The 19,141-nt window shown below is 29.8% G+C and carries 18 protein-coding genes; 3 read left to right on the forward strand and 15 right to left on the reverse strand.

Translation table 11 applies throughout. The features are described 5' to 3' along the window. Positions 1 to 84: 84 nt before the first annotated feature. Positions 85 to 783 carry a sporulation protein YunB gene (yunB, locus tag IR151_RS04830; RefSeq protein WP_227433393.1) on the reverse strand — a complete coding sequence of 233 codons (699 nt, stop codon included), beginning with the start codon at positions 781 to 783 and terminating at the stop codon, positions 85 to 87. A gap of 214 nt (positions 784 to 997) precedes the next feature. Between yunB and IR151_RS04835 the strand changes: the two genes are divergently transcribed. Next, entirely contained in the window at positions 998 to 3,673 is a 2,676-nt protein-coding gene (locus IR151_RS04835) for a transglycosylase domain-containing protein (protein ID WP_227433394.1), read from the forward strand. A gap of 213 nt (positions 3,674 to 3,886) precedes the next feature. Here IR151_RS04835 and IR151_RS04840 read toward each other — a convergent pair whose 3' ends face one another. The 4 genes from IR151_RS04840 to IR151_RS04855 are packed head-to-tail and all read right to left on the reverse strand — an operon-like array spanning position 3,887 to position 7,333. Next, a complete protein-coding gene (locus IR151_RS04840) occupies positions 3,887 to 4,822 on the reverse strand; it encodes a DUF1177 domain-containing protein (protein ID WP_227433395.1) in 936 nt (311 codons plus the stop codon). Between the two features lie 39 nt (positions 4,823 to 4,861). Then, positions 4,862 to 6,007 (reverse strand): M20 family metallopeptidase, encoded by a 1,146-nt coding sequence (locus IR151_RS04845; RefSeq protein WP_227433396.1) that lies wholly within the window; start codon positions 6,005 to 6,007, stop codon positions 4,862 to 4,864. Positions 6,008 to 6,020: 13 nt separating this feature from the next. Then, entirely contained in the window at positions 6,021 to 6,485 is a 465-nt protein-coding gene (locus tag IR151_RS04850) for a hypothetical protein (RefSeq protein ID WP_227433397.1), read from the reverse strand. 14 nt (positions 6,486 to 6,499) lie between these two features. Further along, a complete protein-coding gene (locus tag IR151_RS04855) occupies positions 6,500 to 7,333 on the reverse strand; it encodes a DUF3100 domain-containing protein (protein ID WP_227433398.1) in 834 nt (277 codons plus the stop codon). A gap of 148 nt (positions 7,334 to 7,481) precedes the next feature. Here IR151_RS04855 and IR151_RS04860 point away from each other — a divergent pair, with 148 nt between their 5' ends. Further along, positions 7,482 to 8,354 (forward strand): LysR family transcriptional regulator, encoded by an 873-nt coding sequence (locus IR151_RS04860; protein WP_227433399.1) that lies wholly within the window; start codon positions 7,482 to 7,484, stop codon positions 8,352 to 8,354. A 130-nt stretch (positions 8,355 to 8,484) separates the two neighbouring features. Here IR151_RS04860 and IR151_RS04865 read toward each other — a convergent pair whose 3' ends face one another. The 8 genes from IR151_RS04865 to IR151_RS04900 all read right to left on the reverse strand — a co-directional run bounded on the left by IR151_RS04865 (position 8,485) and on the right by IR151_RS04900 (position 15,648). Continuing rightward, complete coding sequence (locus tag IR151_RS04865) at positions 8,485 to 9,504, reverse strand: LacI family DNA-binding transcriptional regulator (protein ID WP_227433400.1); 1,020 nt, start codon at positions 9,502 to 9,504, stop codon at positions 8,485 to 8,487. Positions 9,505 to 9,673: 169 nt separating this feature from the next. Beyond that, positions 9,674 to 10,036, reverse strand: a complete 363-nt coding sequence (gene spoVAE, locus IR151_RS04870; RefSeq protein ID WP_227433401.1) for a stage V sporulation protein AE — start codon at positions 10,034 to 10,036, stop codon at positions 9,674 to 9,676. Positions 10,037 to 10,048: 12 nt separating this feature from the next. Then, positions 10,049 to 11,062 carry a stage V sporulation protein AD gene (gene spoVAD / locus IR151_RS04875; protein ID WP_227433402.1) on the reverse strand — a complete coding sequence of 338 codons (1,014 nt, stop codon included), beginning with the start codon at positions 11,060 to 11,062 and terminating at the stop codon, positions 10,049 to 10,051. A 168-nt stretch (positions 11,063 to 11,230) separates the two neighbouring features. Then, on the reverse strand, positions 11,231 to 11,668 hold the full coding sequence (gene spoVAC, locus IR151_RS04880) for a stage V sporulation protein AC (RefSeq protein WP_021425350.1): 438 nt from the start codon (positions 11,666 to 11,668) through the stop codon (positions 11,231 to 11,233). 238 nt (positions 11,669 to 11,906) lie between these two features. Further along, positions 11,907 to 12,671 (reverse strand): RNA polymerase sporulation sigma factor SigF, encoded by a 765-nt coding sequence (gene sigF, locus IR151_RS04885; protein ID WP_227433403.1) that lies wholly within the window; start codon positions 12,669 to 12,671, stop codon positions 11,907 to 11,909. Between the two features lie 22 nt (positions 12,672 to 12,693). After that, a complete protein-coding gene (spoIIAB, locus tag IR151_RS04890; RefSeq protein WP_227433404.1) occupies positions 12,694 to 13,122 on the reverse strand; it encodes an anti-sigma F factor in 429 nt (142 codons plus the stop codon). A gap of 13 nt (positions 13,123 to 13,135) precedes the next feature. Continuing rightward, entirely contained in the window at positions 13,136 to 13,471 is a 336-nt protein-coding gene (gene spoIIAA, locus IR151_RS04895; protein ID WP_227433405.1) for an anti-sigma F factor antagonist, read from the reverse strand. A gap of 86 nt (positions 13,472 to 13,557) precedes the next feature. Continuing rightward, the gene (locus IR151_RS04900; RefSeq protein ID WP_227433406.1) at positions 13,558 to 15,648 is read right to left on the reverse strand and encodes a molybdopterin-dependent oxidoreductase; all 2,091 of its coding nucleotides are present in this window, start codon (positions 15,646 to 15,648) and stop codon (positions 13,558 to 13,560) included. Positions 15,649 to 15,826: 178 nt separating this feature from the next. Here IR151_RS04900 and IR151_RS04905 point away from each other — a divergent pair, with 178 nt between their 5' ends. Beyond that, the gene (locus tag IR151_RS04905; protein ID WP_413926627.1) at positions 15,827 to 16,012 is read left to right on the forward strand and encodes a DUF6506 family protein; all 186 of its coding nucleotides are present in this window, start codon (positions 15,827 to 15,829) and stop codon (positions 16,010 to 16,012) included. A 314-nt stretch (positions 16,013 to 16,326) separates the two neighbouring features. Here IR151_RS04905 and IR151_RS04910 read toward each other — a convergent pair whose 3' ends face one another. After that, entirely contained in the window at positions 16,327 to 17,940 is a 1,614-nt protein-coding gene (locus IR151_RS04910) for a DEAD/DEAH box helicase (RefSeq protein ID WP_227433407.1), read from the reverse strand. A gap of 90 nt (positions 17,941 to 18,030) precedes the next feature. Further along, entirely contained in the window at positions 18,031 to 19,026 is a 996-nt protein-coding gene (locus IR151_RS04915) for a calcium/sodium antiporter (RefSeq protein WP_227433408.1), read from the reverse strand. Between the last annotated feature and the right edge of the window lie 115 nt (positions 19,027 to 19,141).

Here is a 19,141-nt window from a genome sequence, read left to right on the forward strand (position 1 = left end):
ATTCTTATTTATTACTTATTATTGACATAATTTTTATTTATAAACTATTATTTCAAATTTATTAAAAAATAAATATCATTAATATTACTTGTTAGCATTTTTTCCAGTGTTAGGTAAAACATTGCCAAGGTTCTTTTCAGGTATATTTACATAACTTTCTGGAACATCACCTACTATTATAGTCTCACAGATAGGTATCTGAGCTTTAATTTGTTTTGTTGAAGTTATAAGTGGGATTACTACTTTCACTTGAGTTTGAGCTTCTAAATATATCCTATGTCTTGTTTGATTTATGCCTGAAGACTCAAATTCCGTTTTAAAGTTTACTGATACTGTTCCTATAGGTTCAATAGATACTTCAAGTTTAGGGCCGTATTTAGCTAATATAGGACTTCCTAATGCTGTTCCTATAGGTATGTAAGAATCTGCTGTTTTACCTTTTTTTAATTCATCTTGTATTTCTAAAGCTATTGCAGATGCAATTTCATTCATCATAATAGTATTTGCTTGTATCATAGTTATTTTTCCGTTATTATCAAGCTGTATATCCATTAAATCTTCATAATTTATTTTCCCTTCTACCATTTCAGCAACAGCTTTATTTATAGACCTGTTTGCCAATTCAAGAGCTTTTGTTTCTGCTAAAACTGTAATTGTTGGTCTTAAACTTTTATCTATATATATGAAACTGCCTATAAATACAGACAAGAAAAGAATTAACAAGAAAATAGCTACAATTTTTCTAAATTCATTTTTCTTTTTTCTATCTACTATCCTATTCAAATTTATCCCCTCCTATTTATTTATATGTAACTTTGGCATAATTTTTATAATATTTGTCAAAAATAAATAAATAAAAATATAGACTTATTAATACATTTTGTTTATACATATCTACAATGTACAGAATATTATAGCAAATTCATTTTTTCTATTAATTACAAAATTACTCCTATTTGTGTTATAATATTGCATTAAGTAAGGAGGTTAAAATCTTATGAATAACGATAATGATAAAAATGGAAATAAAATAAGAAGAAAAAAGGTTAGTTCATCTAGTAGCTCAAATAAACCAGTTAATAGAAATTCAGCTAACAAAACTCATTCAACTAAAAGCAAGAAGAAATCTAAGAAAAGCGATAAATTTAAAAAACTAAGAGTATTTGGTATAGTATTTTTAGTTTTATTAGTTGTTGGTGCAGCAGGTACTGCTGGATTAGTATTTGCATCATTAAGAGATGTCTCTCCAGTTACAGAAGCTGTTTTAGACAAGCAAACAAACCAAACAACTACAATTAAATACGCTAATGGAAAAACATTATCTACTGCTCCAAGTGTAAATAAAAAGACACCCGTTCCATTAGATAAAATTTCAACTCATCTTCAACATGCAGTAATTGCAATAGAAGATGAACGTTTTTATGAACACAAGGGTGTTGACATTAAAGGTTTATTTAGATCAGTATTAAAAACTCTTACTGGTACTAAGCAAGGTGGTAGTACTATTCCTATGCAGGTATCTAAGATGCTATTGACTACTGAGCAACAAACTCTACCTCGTAAAATAAAAGATATTTATTATGCATATGAGATGAGTAAGACAGTAAGTAAAGACAAAATACTAGAAACTTATTTAAATAACTTCTTCGTTGGAAAGGGTCTTGCAGGAGCTGAGGCTGGTGCACGTGGTTATTTTGATAAGTCTGCATCTGACCTTACTATAGCTGAGTCAGCACTTCTTGCTGGTTCAACTAAAAATCCATCTAGGTTTTCAGCTTACAAAACTTCTAAATTAGATGGAAATGAAACTAAGAGTGACTTAGAGAATAAGTTGTTATTTTTTGTTAATACAACTGATGATGATTTAGATGACCCAACTCAAGTAGACTTTGATATGATTGAGAAATTAAAAACTTGGGAACTTATATCTAGTGATACTTATAGACAGCTAAAAGCAGGTACATTAGTTGTTAGAAAAGCTATAAACAACCCTGAAGCTAAGAAAAGACAAGAAATTGTTCTAAAGAAAATGTTAGACCTAGGATATATAAAACAAAAAGAATATGATGAAGCAATTAATGCTAAGATAGAAATAAAATTACCTAAATCAGCAGATAAAGTTTCTTCATCTGTAGAAGACCTTATTGAAAGTGAAGTTATAAATGCCCTAATGGAACAAGGACATACAAATGATGAAGCTCAAAACTTATTCTACAATGGTGGTCTAATTGTAAATACAACTATAGACCCTAAAATGCAGGATGCTTTGGAAGAAGAATTTGATAAAAATAGCAATTTCCCAGGACATATGGTTGGACCTGATGGAGTTAGCCAGCCACAGTCTGCAATGGTAATTTTAGATTACAAAAATGGTGAAATAAGAGCACTAGCTGGAGGCCGAAACATAAGTGGCAGAAAAACTTTAAATCGTGCTACTAGCCCTCATCAGCCAGGTTCTTCTATAAAACCTCTAGCAATTTATACACCAGCTATTGATACTTTAAAGATTACACAATCAACTGCTCTAAATGATGTTAGAGGAGGATATAAATTTGAAGAAAACACTAAATGGAATCCAAGAACTACCACTAGTGGTCATGGCTCTATGAGTTTACGTAAAGCTCTTGCTAAATCTTCAAATACAATAGCAGTTAAAACTGCTGAGATGCTTGGAGATTCTTATGATGAATGTATAGATATAATGATGGACTACTTAAAGAACTTTGGTATAACAACTGTTAAAAATAGCCAAACAGGAGCAACTGATAGACAGTTCCCAGCATTAACACTTGGTGGTATGGCAAGTGGTATTACTCCACTTCAGATGGCTGCTGCTTATGGTACATTAGCAAATCAAGGAGTTTATGTAGAACCATCTATTTACACTACTATAACTACTTTTGATGGGCAATTATTAGTTAAAAACGCTCCTGAAGAGCATAAAGTTGTAGACCCAGAAGTAGCTTATGTTGTTACAGATATGTTAGAAAGTGTAATTACTGAAGGTACAGGTGGTATTGCATCACTTCCTAAAGGAATGCCTGTTGCAGGTAAAACAGGTACTACAAATAGCGCATATGATGCTTGGTTTGTTGGTTATACACCTTATTATGTAGGAGCAACATACATTGGAGATGATGCTGGTAGAAAAGATGATGCTGGTAACACTATAAAACGTAGAGATGTTCCACATGGAAGTACTAGTACAGCAAAACTTTGGCAAAAAATCATGGCAAAAATACATGCAAATTTAACAGTTACTGAATTTGAAGTTCCTAAAAATGTATATTTTACAAAAATTAATTTAGAAGATGGAGGAAAGCAATCTTCTGGCTCTAAAGCAGCATTTATTGAAGGTACTGCTCCTTCTAGAGTAAGTTCTCAGCCATCTCCTGAAGATACAAAGAAACCAGATAATAATCAACAAGAAGAAGAAAACAATAATAACAACAATAATTCAGGTAATAATGGTGGTGGCTCTACTCCTCCTGATAACGGTGGAAATAGTGGCGGTACTACTACTCCTCCTGACAATGGTGGAAACAGTGGCGGTACTACTAACCCTCCTGACAATGGTGGAAACAGTGGTGGTACTACTAACCCTCCTGACAATGGTGGAAACAGTGGTGGTACTGTCACCCCTCCTGATGGTGGTGGAAATACAACACCATAGTTTAATAAAAGATTACATTTAAATATTAATAAATAATTAAAATTCAAACAAAAATATAAGGAGTTGCCTCAAAGTGATTTTTAGAAATCCTCGATGAGACACTCCTTTTTTAGTAATTATAATTAATGTGGCGATTGTTATAATATTTATATATTACAAACTATATAAACTTATTACAAACTATATAAACTATATAAACTTTATATTTTTTGCTTATTGTATACCAAAAGTTTGGAATGCGTTTAATTTCCCATATCTTTTGATAAGTATATCCCATTCTTCCTTATCATAAAAATCACACTTATTTACACCAAATAATTTGCCAACTTCAATTGCAAATCTACCAGCTGACTCTAAATCACTAAAATGAGTTGCACCTGTAGCACATCCAGCAACAGGCATTTCTGTAGTAATTGCTACTCCAACTACTGGAGAATTTGTAGCAACTGCTGGCTGTAAAATACTATTCAAGTGATACAGGTCATTTCCATATGGTGTTATATCTTGAATAGATAAAGGAAATACAAATGGAGATTTTCCAGTTACAGTCTGTATAATATCTAAAAGATTATCACTAGTTTTCAATATGTACCCTTCTTTGACAGTTGGCGATATTGCAAATCCTCTAGTATTGATTATTCTATTACCTTTAGTAGTATCGATTGAAAGTATTGCATCACAACTACTGTCAACTTCATTTTCATTCATAGTTGTCATATCTATTGGTGAATCCATAAAAGGTGTAGGATAATGCTCTTTAGTTGGAGCATCTGGACAAATATGAGTAGAAATTATAATATCTCCTTCTAGCACATCTCCTTTTCGTTGCATATCTAAAAGTTTCGCTGCTACTGAAATTGCTACTAATGCTCCATCACCATCTGAAACAAAACCTATTACATCTGGTCTTGCTCCAATACCTCCAAGTCTGCCTAAAATACCTAGAGTAGGGGCATTTCCTCCGTTTAATTTACCATTCTTACCAGCAATTGTAAGCTTAACTAAGTCTGTAGAACCTTTACTTGATGATAGCTTTTTTACTATTATATTTTCTCCACCATAGCTTTGTAAGTATGTCTTCACTTCTTCTCCACTTGCAGTTGATTTGTCTAAAATGTCATAAACCTCTAATACTTGTTTTAATATCATATTTAGTCTCCTTTCTTCATGTATTTTTTTAGTAATACATTATTTACTGTACAAAACATCTACACCACACATTGCTAGTACTTTAATTGCTTTTATAAGTGCTATTTTCCCTTCTTCGCCACCAGCAGCTACAGCAAATTCTTCTGTATGAGTTGCAGTGTTTTCTTTTAATTTTATATATGCTTGTATTGCAGGTATTTCATGAGTTAAATTTCCAGTATCAGTTGAACCAATACCTTGAGTTAAATCTCTTTCAATATAATCTTCACCCAATACTTCAAAATTTTCTCTAACTATATTTACCAATCTTGAATCATTTTTTATCTCTTTATATATCTCATCTAATTGAATTACTTCTACACTAGTTCCTGTAGAAATTGCAGCTCCCTTAGCACAATCTTTAAGCATATCACAAATTTCATTTAGGTATTCTATACTTAATGCTCTTACATTAAATATAGCTATAGATTTTTCAGGAATTATGTTATGTATACTACCTCCATCAGTTATAATTCCATGTACTCTTGCATAATCTTTAAGATGTAATCTCATGCTATTTACACTATTGAATAATGCTATTACTCCACTTAATGCACTTCTTCCTTCCCAAGGATAAGCAGCAGCATGAGAAGCTTTTCCACTAAAATCAAATTTTAAGTTAACTTGAGCAAATGATATATCATCAGGTATTGAAGCATCACATGGATGTAAAATTAATGCAGCATCTACATCTTTAAATACCCCTTCTCTAATCATAGTTATTTTTCCACCTACTCTTTCTTCTGCAGGTGTTCCAAATACTTTTACAGTTCCTTCTATATCATATTTTTTTATAACTTCTTTTAAAATAATACCCGCTCCAACAGAACTTGTACCTATTATATTATGTCCACAAGCATGTCCCATACCTGGAAGTGCATCATATTCAGCTAGAAAAGCTACTGTCTTTCCACCAGTTCCATTTGAGTAGACTGCCTCAAAAGATGTTTCTAATCCTCCTACACCCTTTGTCACATCAAATCCATTTTCTTCTAATAAATTACATAATGCTTTTTGTGATTTAAATTCTTCAAATGCTAATTCTGGATTTTCAAATAAAGATTTGGATACCTTTTCAAATGATGCTTTTTTCTCATCAGATAACAGCTTTATATCTTCTTTGATTTTTAATTTTAATTCTTTCATACTTACTACCTCCTTAAATCATTCCATTTATTTTTAGAACTGTTTGAGATATAAAAGCAGAACCAAAATAAGTAGATGTCATAACTATAAATGATATAACTACTAGCTTCCAACTCAAAGTCTTTAATATGTCTAATTGGTTACCTACAGAAATTCCTGCAAAAGCTAATAATGGTGTTACTGTAGACATAAAATTGATTTTTCCTATATTACTTGCTATAAAATCTCCAACTGGTGATATTGGAAGTGATAATACAAACGCAACTAAAGTCGCCCATGCAAAACCTGGTAAATTTGGTCTCTTAACAAAATTCTTTATTACAATAGCAATTATTACTAATATAAACCCAAATACACTTCCAATCAACAAATCTTTAGCCTGTGTTTTAAGTGCTATAGCCTGTCCAAAGCAAATAATAATATATATGAACATTACTATTTTTATCTGTTCCATAATAGTCTTCAAAGTCTTTTCCATCTATACATCCTCCATTATAAGACATCTCTTGTTTTTGTTTTTTTTCTACTTCTAAACTTCTCAATAATCGGAGCCACTTTACTATAATAATAATTAGCAACTGGTAATGATAAAAATAATTCTATGTATATTCCAGTAACAGCTGTAATCAATCCACTGGTAGCTGAATAAGCTAAAATCTGTTCAGACATATTTGGGACAGTATTCATCAATGATGCTGTTGCAGCCCCCATCATAGAACCACTTCCCATTCCTGATGCCATTGCTAAAGCATATGGATGAAAGCCTATAAGAACACCCAATGGTGCCAAAAATGAAAATAATAATGTTCCAAAGATACTACCACTTATATAAGTTCCCAATGTTCCTATACCTTCTGGTGAATTTAATCCATACTTATCCCCAATAATTCCTAGTGCTGTGTCACGACATAATGAAAAAGTCCCTCCTAATGCACTTCTTCCAAGACCTAGTGCTACTCCAACAGGTAATGCTATCAACATTGTACCCATATGACCAAACTCTTGTAATAAAAGTGCTGGTCCTGCTTGAAGTAATATACCAACTTTAGGACCTGCATTAATTCCAAACATTATTCCTAATGGATATAGAGTTAAAGATAAAAGATATGGAGATACATTTATTTCATTATCTCCTATAAACTTTTTTAAAGCTGGTATAACCCTTCCTAACAAATGAGGGGAAACAGCCATACCTATAAAGATAGCCCATAGTATACTAAGTAAAGTTATATTAATACCCATAACTTTAAATGAAATAGGCCCAATTAATTCAGCCAATACTGTAATTATACAGGCTGCTATCAGAGCATTTTTAATTCCTTTCATTTTTATACCTCCTTGCAATTTTTATAATTTTCTTACAATATAAGTATTAGTGATTTAATTATATATTCTCTCATCGATAATGTATAATATAAATGTTTCATTATTTTTATATGCTTTTAGTCATAAAGCAAAAGGAGGATTAAGCATCATGGATTTATTACAATTAAAATATTTTCAAGTTGTAGCTTGTACTGAAAATATGACTAATGCTGCTAAGCAATTACATGTAACACAGTCAGCACTTAGCAAAAGTATAGCTCTACTTGAAATGGATTTAGGTGTAAAATTATTTGACAGGAAAGGAAAGTCTATTAAATTAAACTATTGTGGAAATATTTTTCTTAAAAGAGTTGATTCTATACTTAATTTATTAGATACATCAACTAAAGAAATAAAAGATTTAGCTTGTAGTGAATTTGACCAAATCAAATTAATCGTACTTACTGCATCAGGGTTAATTTTAGATGTACTTAGTGAATTTAAAAAATTACATCCAAATATTTCATTCAAATTAATGCAACATATTCCAAAATCAACATTTGACTACGATTTTGATATATGTATTACTTCATATTGCTTTGAATTTAAGTCATCAAATTATGAAGTATTAACTAGTGAAGAAATATTTATAGGTGTACCTTACAGCAATCCACTATCAGAGCTTAATAGTGTGTATTTTAAAGATGTACAAGATGAGAATTTTATATGTTTAGATGAAGGTACAAATTTCAGAAAAATTACAGATAGATTTTGTAACTATGCTGACTTTGAACCTAATGTAGGTTTTGAATGTGATTCTCCTTCAACCGTTTATAATTTGATAAAAGAAGGTCATGGAGTTGGATTTATTCCTGAAAAATCATGGTGTATAGATTATGAATCTTCTATTAAACTATTACCTATTAATGATATAAGATGTGAGCAATTTATTGAGCTATATTGGACAGATAATAAATTTTTAAACAAGTCAACAAGAATGTTTATTGATTTTATAAAAAACTATCTTAATGAAACTACTTAAAAAATAATAAATCTCAATGTTGTACCGAGACTCAAAAGTTAGATTTTATACTGGAATGAACTTTCATTCCAGTATTTTTATTTATTCAAGTTTTTATTGATATTAAATTCTATAATCAACTGGATTACTTTTAGTCTTTTATTCTATTAACGCTGTTTCTTATAATTAGTCTTGGATAAAGTTTTCTTGGGATATGTTCTGTGCTCTTTTTATTTATTGTATTTACTAAACTATCTACTCCATTTTTTATAACTTGCTCTCTTGGGTCATCTATTGTCGATAAGTGTGACCTAAAGTAAGATATTAATTCAATATTATTATATCCTATTACAGATAAGTCTTCTGGTACATTTATACCATAAGTAGTTTTTAATTCTTGTATTATAGAAATAGCTGGTACATCTTGTTGCACAAATATAGCTGAAGCCTTTTTTATTTTATCAATATGATTTCTTAATAGTTCAACTTGAGATTCAAAATCCATTTTAGATTCAATTACATCCGTCTCTAAATTAGCTTCTTCCATAGCATTTAAATACCCTTTTGTTCTATCTTCATGCATTTTTGAACTCTTATCTTCTGAAGTTATTGTTATTATATTTTTATGACCATGGTCGATTAAATGTTTAGTAGCTATATAGCCTCCATATACGTTATCGTCCCAAAAGAAGTTATCTACCTCTCCTACAAAAGATGGCTTAAAATATATGAATACGTGTGGAAAATTATTGTCTTTTAAAAACTCATACTCTTCTTTTTTTATTGATTGAGACACTATTACTAATCCATCAACCATTTGCCCATTAACCATTTTATAGACATTACTATCACCACTAATGTTGTTATTGGGCTGTATTATAAAGTCGTACTTATTAGTCTCAATAGAATTTATAGAACTGTCCATTATATCACTAAAAAATTTTCTAGTGTCTTGATGATTAAAATTATTTGAAAAGATTACCCCTATTCTATTTGTTTCTTTTTTTGCTAGATTTCTCGCATTTACATTAAAATGAAACCCTAGCCTGTTAGCCTCTTCCACTACCTTCTTTTTTGTTTTTTCAGATACATTAGGATTATTGTTTAAGCACCTAGAAACAGTTGAATAGCTAATGCCTAGGTTCCTTGCAATATCTTTAATAGTTACCATCTTTATCCCCTACTTCACTTCATTTTATTTTTGCTAATATAATACTACACCATGTTGTAAATAATTGTCAACTTGATTATGTAAACGCTTGTAAGTATAAAAAAATAGGTAGAATCTAAAAAGATATCTACCTACTTTATACAAAAAATTATCATATATTTAAGTGGTTTTATGGTTTTGCTTTTGGTGTAAATACTACCGACATAATATATCCAAAAAATATAGCTGCGGCTATCCCACCAGCTGTAGCAGTTGTTCCACCTAGGAAAATACCTAAAAATCCATCACTTTGTATTGATTTTATTACTCCTTTGGCAAGTGAATATCCAAATCCTATTATAGGAACTGTTGCACCTGCTGCTGCAAACTTAACTAATGGTTCATAAAGTCCTAGAAAAGTTAAAACTACACCAGTTGTTACATATGTCACCATAACATATGGAGTTTGCATTTTAAAGTAGTCCATCATTACTTGAGCTATTAAACATATAATTCCACCTACAATAAATACTCTTACGTATTCCATTAACATATATATCACTTCCTACTCATTTACTATTACTACTGCATGTGCAACACAAGGTATTGTTTGCTTTTGTAGTGTACTTGTTGGTGATAATAGTGCTCCTGTTGATACAAGCATTACTTTGTTAAATTCTTTTTTTCTTAATTTTTCATATATATATCCTGCAAATACTGTAGCTGAACATCCACATCCACTCCCACCACAGTGAACATCTTGCTCTTTAAGGTTAAACATTTCTATACCACAATCAGTATAACACTTTGAAATATCTACACCCTTCTCTTTCAAAAAGTCTTCTGCTATTTGTTTGCCAAGTGTACCTAAATCGCCAGTAGCAATTATGTCAAAGCTATTTGGGTCATCATTAGTATCTTCAAAATAAGAATATATAGTATCTATTGCTGCTGGAGCCATGGCTGGTCCCATATTATTACCATCATCAATACCTTTATCTATTACTTTTCCAACTGTAACATATTTTACTTTAGGACCTTCTCCATTAGGAGCTAATAAAACACTTCCTGCTCCTGTAACTGTCCATTGAGCTGTCATTGGCTTTTGATTTCCTAATTCTAGTGGAAATCTAAATTGTCTTTCTGCTGTACAATAATGGCTTGATGTTCCTGATAGCACTAAATCTGCAAAACCACCATCTACAAGCATAGAACCTATGCAAAGTCCTTCTGCCATTGTAGAACAAGCGCCATATATACCCAAAAATGGAATTGCTAATTCTCTTGCAGCAAAAGATGCTGGTACTATTTGATTGATTAAATCCCCGCCTAGCATATAATTTACATCTGACAGTTTTTTTCCTGCCTTCTGTATGGCTTTCTGAGATGCAGTCTCTACCATTTTACTTTCAGCCAATTCCCAAGTTTTTTCACCATATAAATCATCAGTCATAATCATATCAAAATAATCTTTTAATGGTCCTTCACCTTCTTTAGAACCTACTATAGTACCAGCTGATATTATTGTTGGTTTATTCTCTAGCTTGACTGTTCTTTTTCCAATTCTTTTATTTTTCATATTTTCACACCTTTTTAATTTTGCATTTTAATATTTAATTTTTTAATATTAATTAAAAATATTAATTAAAATCTGCATGATTATTTCCTAACTAACTACTTCCATAACTATTTTTCAGATTTCATATCTTCTTCATAATTAATAAAATTTAAATTAAATAAAAATCCTCTAAAACATCTTAAAAATATAATAAATAATTCCACATAAAATAGAAGAACCTATACCATAAACTAAAACTGGCCCTGCAATTTTAAATAAGTTTGCACCTACACCTAATACATATCCTTCTCTTTTATACTCCATAGCAGGAGATACTATTGAGTTAGCAAAACCTGTTATTGGTATTATAGAACCAGCTCCTGCTCTTTTTCCGATTAGGTCATAAACTCCTAATCCAGTTAGAAATGCCCCTATAAATATCAGTGTTATTGATGTAGCGGAACTAGCACCTAATTTATCAAGACCTCCAACTTTCATGTATAAATCACTTATGGCTTGCCCTATCATACAAATAATTCCACCTACAATAAATGCAAGTGTATAGTTTTTTAAATATGTAGGTTTTGGGCTTATTTGGTCTACATATTTTTTATAATTTTTATCCATACTAAACACCTCTCTAAAGTATTATTTGTTAATTTAAAAAAAATAAACCTATTATTTATTTTAGACACTCAAAGTTTTGTCAAAAAATAAAAAAGATGCCTAATAAAGAAAATAATTTATTTTCTATCATAAAGACACCTTGTTTTTTAATATTTTTTATTTGAACTTATAATTTTTTAATAGTAACTTAAAAACTTAATATAAAAATTCTAAAAAGTTTAATATATCATAAGTATTATCATGATATATATTCTTTTAACTTAGATAATACTTTTTTCTCTATTCTTGATACTTGAACCTGTGATATATTGAGCATTTCTCCTATTTCACTTTGAGTCATATCTTCAAAATATCTGAGAACTATTATTTGACGTTCTCTCTTATCCAGTCTTCCAAGTATATCCTTTAATAATATATTATCTACAACTTTTTCTTCCTCACTTTCTCCTTTCATGCTTATCTTATCAATAAGGCATATTGGAGAACCTTCTTCTTCATGAATAACACCTTGCAAATACTCTACATTAAAATTAGCTTCCATAGCCATTACTAAATCTTCTTTTTCTACATCTAATGCTTGAGCTATTTCTTCTATACTTGGTTCTCTGCCTAGCTTTTTAGTTAAAGCTTCACTTTCCATCTTGGCCTTTACAGCTATTTGCTTCAATGACCTTGATACTTTTATCATACCATCATCTCTTAAGTATCTCTTTATTTCACCTAGAATCATTGGTACTGCATAAGTAGAGAATTTAACATTAAATTTAGGGTCAAATTTATATATTGATTTTATTAAACCTATAGAACCTAATTGAAATAAATCTTCTCTATCATACCCTATATTTAAAAATCTAGATACAACGCTCCTAACTAGACCTAAATTACTTGATATTAATATTTCTTTTGCCTCTTCATCTCCATTTTGAACTTTATCAATAAGTTCTAGAGTCTCTTCATGACTAAGAAGAGGTTTTTTTTCTTCTCTGGCAACAGTTACTTCCATAATAAAACCTCACTTTTGGACTTTATTTAGGCAAATTTATTTTTTTAGTCATTTCAATTCTAGTGCCATTATCTTTTCTAGAACTTACCTCTACATCGTCCATAAAGCTTTTCATAACTGTGAATCCCATTCCTGATCTATCAAGTTCTGGTTTTGATGTATAAAGTGGTTCCATTGCCTTCTCCACATTTTCTATTCCATACCCTTCATCTTCAACTACGATTTTTATAGTATTTCCCTCTATCTCACATTTCAAAAAAACAAACTTAGAACTGTCTTCTTCATATCCATGTATTATAGCATTTGTAACAGCCTCAGAGACAGCAGTCTTTATATCAACTAATTCATCTACTGTTGGGTCTAATTTTGCTGCAAATGATGCTACTATAACTCTTGCTAAACTTTCATTTTCTGATAGTGCCGAAAATTTAACTTCCATAATATTATTCATCACATACTCCTCCCTACAAAGAACTTAGAGCTTCTTCATACGTATCATAAATGCCAATAATTTTATTTAACCCAGATAAATCAAAAATTTTCTTAACTCGTGAACTTATATTAATTACTGAAACTCGTCCCCCTTCATTAGAAATTTTTTTATATCTACCTATGATGACACCTATACCTGAAGAATCCATAAAATTAATATTTCCAAAATCAAATACAACATTTTTTACTTGATTAACACTTAATAAGTTATCTATTTCTTCCCTTATTTCATTAGCTACATGGTGGTCTAGTTCTGAGCACATAAATTCTATGTATAGATTCTTATGTTCTAAGGAATATTTTACCATCAAAATCCCTCCTTCAATAGTTTTGTAAAAATAGTAACTTTTAATCAATTCTATAATCGCATTTCTATTCCTTCAATGAAATTTAACTAGTTTTGTCGTATTATTTCTACCATCGTTTCATTATATGTTACTTGACCACCAATATCAGATATACCAGTATCTGTTAAACTATTAGGATTGCCATGTTTCTTCCACCATCCAACATACATTTTTACTATATAATCACTTACTCCACTATCTATATTTATCTGTACATCTATTTTTGTTTTTTTTGACTTTAAAGTTACAATATCCTTATTGTTAACACCTATTTTTCTAGCCATAATTTGATTTATATACGCTTGAGCTATAGATGTCTTATCCATAAAGTGTTGACTAAACAAAGTATCTGCATGGTGATTAGTTAGCAGTCTAAAAATATTTTTCCTATTTTCATCTTCAAAGTTTCTAGTTTTATTACTTATATACACTGGAATTGGACTAATTCCTAAATCTCTTATCCTTTCTGAATAAAGTTCGTATTTTCCAGATGGAGTTTCGAACTTCTTATCTTCCCAAGCAATAGGATTATGTATAGTAAAATAACTATTTTTAAGTTTCTCTATATCTAGACTTTTCTCAAAACGTTTAAGCGGCTCAATTACTTTTTCTAAGTATTCTTTTTTTGTTACAAAAGGATAACCTTCTAGTTTCATCTTTTTAGCTAACTCCATAAAAAAATAATACTCATCCATCAATTCATGCTTTGGTGTTACTGCTCTTTCATTGTATGTTATATATGGATTGGTCATTGAACTATAAATTATATCTTCACTTTCAAGCGTATTTGTACAAGGTATAAATAAGTCACATAAAGTAGCTGTGTCAGTCATAAACATATCAAAGCATACTTTAAATTCAATCTTTGAAAAAACTCTTTCTAACTCTACTAAATCTGGCAATTGATTTAACATATTACTTTTAGTTATTACTGCCATCTTTATAGGAATATTTCCTTTTAGTGATTTACTTGACATCTTATCAAACTTGTTCAATGTATTATTTGCTTTCTCTAATGTATTATTAACTTCATCTGATATATTGTCTTTTAAGGACTCTTCTATAAACTTGCTAATATTACTTACATAAAACTCCCTATCTTCGCCATATGATTGGCTATTATAAGGGTCAGCATCTATCACATTTGGATAAACCTTATTAGCATAATTCACTCCACCACCACTAAATCCTATTTGACCTGTTATAGCTCCTAATGCATCTATCGCTCTTATTGTATTTCCTCCATTTTTATACTTTTGAAGACCATAACCTACATTTATACTTGAATATTTATTAGCATATAAATCAACTAATGCTCTTATATCCTTTTCTTTAACACCACATTCATCACATAAAAAGTTTAAATCTAATGAATCCAAATATTTTTTATATTCCTCAAAACCAACAACATACGAATTTATATATTCTTCGTCCTGCAGGTTATCTTCTATTATAATTTTTGCCATAGCTATAGCTAATGCTCCATCTGTTCCAGGGTTTACTTGTATGTACTTATCTGCCATTTGAGCAGTCTTTGTATATATAGGGTCAATGACTACTATTTTTATCCCTTTTTCTTTGGCTTTTTTAATTATTTGCATAGTATGAATGGTAGTATATGCTGGATTTTTTCCCCATATAAATATACTCTTGCTGTTTAGCATATCTTCTATAGCATGTCCCTTAGCTACTCCAAAGTCATACTTTTGGGCATGCATTCCTGCACTCCAACAGGGCCCACCCTTATGCCTACTAACTCCTCCATAAAAATTAAAAAATACATCTCCTATATATTTTAATATAGACCCACTTCCATATTGGTCATAGTGCATAATAGACTTTGATGTATAATGTTCTTTATAAAATAGGAGTTTATCTGCCATTATCTCTAATGCTTCAGCAAAAGAAATCTTTTTCCATAGACCATCTACCTTTAACATTGGAGTCTCTATCCTATCTTTATGATTTAATCTATCTAAATGAGCAAACCCCTTTTTACATATAAATCCTTTTGTATAAGGATGATTTCTATCTCCTTCAATTTTTATCACATTATTTCCTTTAGTATAAACATTAAATTTACAACAATCATGGCAATCTAGTGTACATCCATGACTTAATTTCTTTATTGTATCCATAAAATATCTTTATCTCCTTATAAAAGTTACATATTCACTATATTTTCATTAAATTTCATATACTTAAAATACTCTGTTTAAGACATAAGTATATTTTATCAAAATAAATTTAAAAATACCTTATAAATATGATATTCATATAAAATTACTTTTAAGCAAATTAAATTGAGAAAGTACTATGCTATCATTAGAATTACAAGAAAATGAGGAAAAAGGATATACAGCTATTGAGCTATGTGCTGGTTTCGGCAATGAGGGTATTTATAGAATTAAAAAGGCTGTTGGACCTAAGGTTGCTGTGGGTGCAGTTAAATTTGATTTTCATCCAGCCTTTGGCTTTAAGAGTGGCGATGAAATATTCTAGTAAGTGGTGTTTTTCTCTATACATGTGCCTATCATAAAGTGATAAATCAATCTCTTACTTCCATTATCAAATGAAAATCATATATTAATTTTTATTTGATTATTTATTTTCTAATATATTTTTTATACTTATGTAAATAAAGCACAAACAAAATTTAAAATGTCTTTAATAATACTATTATATAAAACAATAAAAGCCTTATGTTGTTGACTCTTACAGATTATTTATCATCTGTTTTGAAAACACATTAGGCTTTTTAAATATTCAATATACTATTTTATATATCTTTCGATTATATTTTTATATACTATATATTATTTTTTCTTTTTATTGGCTTTTTCTATATTAATTTTGTTACCTTTTATCTTAATATCTTTCATTTTTTCAATTACTGTTTTTGCATCTTTTTTAGGTATTTCAACAAAAGTATACTTATCATATATATCTATAGTTCCTACCATTTTACCTGGTATTCCAACTTCTCCAGCTATAGCACCAACGATATCTTTAGCTTGTATTCTTTGATTTCTACCAATATTGATAAACAATCTAATCATACCATCTTTAGCTCCAGTAGCACCTTTTCTATCTCCACGTTCTCTTCTAGGTTTTTCTTCTATTATTTCTTCTTTCATTTCTTCCCCTAGAGATAACTTAACAAGTGCAGCAGCAATATCAACCATTGCATAATCTTCATCATTACAGAAACTTTCTAACCATTGTAATTGTTTAGTTAAATGACCTTCTTCTATAGTTTGCTTAACTTGTGCAAAGAAAGAGCCTACTTTTTTCTCTTCAACATCAGTTATTGTTGGTATATTATGCTTGATTAATTTAGATTTAGTATATCTTTCTATATCTTTCATCTTTCTCATTTCTTTTCCAAATACAAAAGTAAATGACATACCTTCTCTACCAGCACGACCAGTTCTACCAATTCTATGAACATAGTACTCTTCATCTTGTGGTAAATCATAGTTAAATACACATTCAACATCATCAACATCTATACCTCTAGCCGCAACATCAGTAGCAACAAGTATATCTATTGTACCATTTCTAAACTTATCCATTACTATATCTCTTTGTGTTTGTTTTAAGTCACCATGTAATGCATCTGCAAAATATCCTCTTGCTTGTAAATCTCCTACTAACTCATCTGCTTTTCTTTTAGTATTACAGAAAACAACAGATAATTTAGGGTCATACACATCAACTAATCTACATAATACTTCCAATTTATTTGATGATCTAGTTTCTATATAATATTGTTTTGTATTTGAAACTGTAAGTTCTTTTCTAACAACTTTTATATGTTCTGGGTCTTTTTGATATCTCTTAGTTAAATCTAAAATTCCTCTTGGCATAGTTGCTGAAAAGAAAGTTGTTTGTCTTTCTTCAGGAATCTTACTTAAAATCATTTCTATGTCTTCTCTAAATCCCATATCTAGCATTTCATCTGCTTCATCTAGTATAATCATTTTTACATTATCCATCTTTAATGTTTTACGATTAATATGGTCTATTGTACGTCCAGGTGTACCTATTACAACTTGCACACCACTCTTTAGAGATTTTATTTGTCTATCTATTGGTTGACCACCATATATAGGTAATGTCTTTATTCCGTGCGAGTATTTAGCTAGTTTTCTTATTTCTGTAGATACTTGTATTGCAAGCTCTCTTGTTGGGCAAAGTACTACAGCTTGTAAACTTCTATTATTTGGGTCTATTGTTTCTAGTATAGGTATACTAAAAGCTGCTGTTTTCCCCGTACCAGTTTGTGCTTGTCCTATAACGTCTTTACCTGACAAAATTGCAGGTATAGACTGTGCTTGTATAGGAGATGGCTCTTCAAACCCCATTTCAGCTATAGCTTTTTTTATTCCCTCACTTATTGGTAAATCTTCAAACTTTGTTATATTCATATATTATTCCTCTCCGTTATCAATTAATCTTAACCTATCCATTATATACTTTTTTAGGATATTCTGCAATTAATATTTTTAACAGTATGATTAAATAATATACATAAAATACAAAATTGATATATATATAAAATATGTAAATAACATTAATACACCTTGTAGTCTACTAAGTCTATTTGATTTAAGAGTTGGTACTATTACTAATAACAATAATAATATCATGAATGGTATATCAAGTTTTCTATTTTGAGATAATATTGGTATGTCATTTGGTATTGCTGATACAGCTATTACTGATACTATATTCAATATATTTGCACCTAGAATATTTCCTACAGATATTTCATGATGATTTTTTCTTATGGCAGTAATTGAAGACACTATCTCTGGTAAAGAAGTTCCAAGTGCTATTATAGTCAAACTCACTATACCTTGAGGTATATTAAGAAAACTAGCTATTCTTACACCACTCTCTATAAGAATTTGAGAACCTATTATCATCATTATTAAGCCTGTAGTAAAAAGTATTAGTATTTTTATAATTTCTGCTATAGAAAAACCTCTGTACTGTTTACTCTTCTTTATAGGTATTTCTTTAATAGTATCTTTTTGAATACCTCTATTTTTAGTATTCGATTTTCCTACAACACTCTTATAGTTATTAACCATATAAAAAATCAATATTATTATAAGTAATAATGAATCTCCTCTTGTTATAACTCCATCTAACCCCAATAAAATTAAAACTATAACAGATACTATTAGTAGTAAAGACTTAGAAAAAAACATTTTTTTATCTACATTAAATGGACTTAGAAAAACAACTAAACCTAATGCTAACCCTGTATTACATATTATAGAACCAATTGCATTTCCTAAACTCATTGTAGTGTGACCATCAATAGAAGCAAGTAATGACACTGTAAATTCAGGCAATGTTGTTGCAAAACTAACAATAGTTGCTCCAAGTATAATTTCTGAAATATTCGTTTTTCTACCTATCTCTACAGTACAATTTATAAAGATATCTGCGCCTTTAGTAATTAATAGGAAACCTACTAAAAATAATATCACTGTGATAAACAATATATCACCTCCCCCTATTAAATAAATATTCAAGTTATCAAGATGTATGCTTTTTCTTTTTTGTACTGAGATTTATTTATTTCTAATTTATAATTTTTTCAAATATTACCTTATT

The sequence above is a fragment of the Clostridioides sp. ES-S-0006-03 genome, from assembly GCF_020662275.1.
GTDB lineage: Bacteria > Bacillota > Clostridia > Peptostreptococcales > Peptostreptococcaceae > Clostridioides.

Coding starts and splice junctions, on each gene's coding strand:
- IR151_RS04850 (WP_227433397.1), bottom strand. CDS start 6,485: ATGGAAAAGACTTTGAAGACTATTATGGAACAGATAAAAATAGTAATG.
- spoIIAB (WP_227433404.1), bottom strand. CDS start 13,122: ATGAATAATATTATGGAAGTTAAATTTTCGGCACTATCAGAAAATGAA.
- IR151_RS04900 (WP_227433406.1), bottom strand. CDS start 15,648: ATGGATACAATAAAGAAATTAAGTCATGGATGTACACTAGATTGCCAT.
- IR151_RS04855 (WP_227433398.1), bottom strand. CDS start 7,333: ATGAAAGGAATTAAAAATGCTCTGATAGCAGCCTGTATAATTACAGTA.
- IR151_RS04910 (WP_227433407.1), bottom strand. CDS start 17,940: ATGAATATAACAAAGTTTGAAGATTTACCAATAAGTGAGGGAATAAAA.
- IR151_RS04835 (WP_227433394.1), top strand. CDS start 998: ATGAATAACGATAATGATAAAAATGGAAATAAAATAAGAAGAAAAAAG.
- IR151_RS04845 (WP_227433396.1), bottom strand. CDS start 6,007: ATGAAAGAATTAAAATTAAAAATCAAAGAAGATATAAAGCTGTTATCT.
- spoVAD (WP_227433402.1), bottom strand. CDS start 11,062: ATGAAAAATAAAAGAATTGGAAAAAGAACAGTCAAGCTAGAGAATAAA.
- spoVAE (WP_227433401.1), bottom strand. CDS start 10,036: ATGTTAATGGAATACGTAAGAGTATTTATTGTAGGTGGAATTATATGT.
- spoIIAA (WP_227433405.1), bottom strand. CDS start 13,471: ATGGTAAAATATTCCTTAGAACATAAGAATCTATACATAGAATTTATG.
- IR151_RS04905 (WP_413926627.1), top strand. CDS start 15,827: ATGCTATCATTAGAATTACAAGAAAATGAGGAAAAAGGATATACAGCT.
- IR151_RS04865 (WP_227433400.1), bottom strand. CDS start 9,504: ATGGTAACTATTAAAGATATTGCAAGGAACCTAGGCATTAGCTATTCA.
- IR151_RS04840 (WP_227433395.1), bottom strand. CDS start 4,822: ATGATATTAAAACAAGTATTAGAGGTTTATGACATTTTAGACAAATCA.
- spoVAC (WP_021425350.1), bottom strand. CDS start 11,668: ATGGATAAAAATTATAAAAAATATGTAGACCAAATAAGCCCAAAACCT.
- IR151_RS04860 (WP_227433399.1), top strand. CDS start 7,482: ATGGATTTATTACAATTAAAATATTTTCAAGTTGTAGCTTGTACTGAA.
- sigF (WP_227433403.1), bottom strand. CDS start 12,671: ATGGAAGTAACTGTTGCCAGAGAAGAAAAAAAACCTCTTCTTAGTCAT.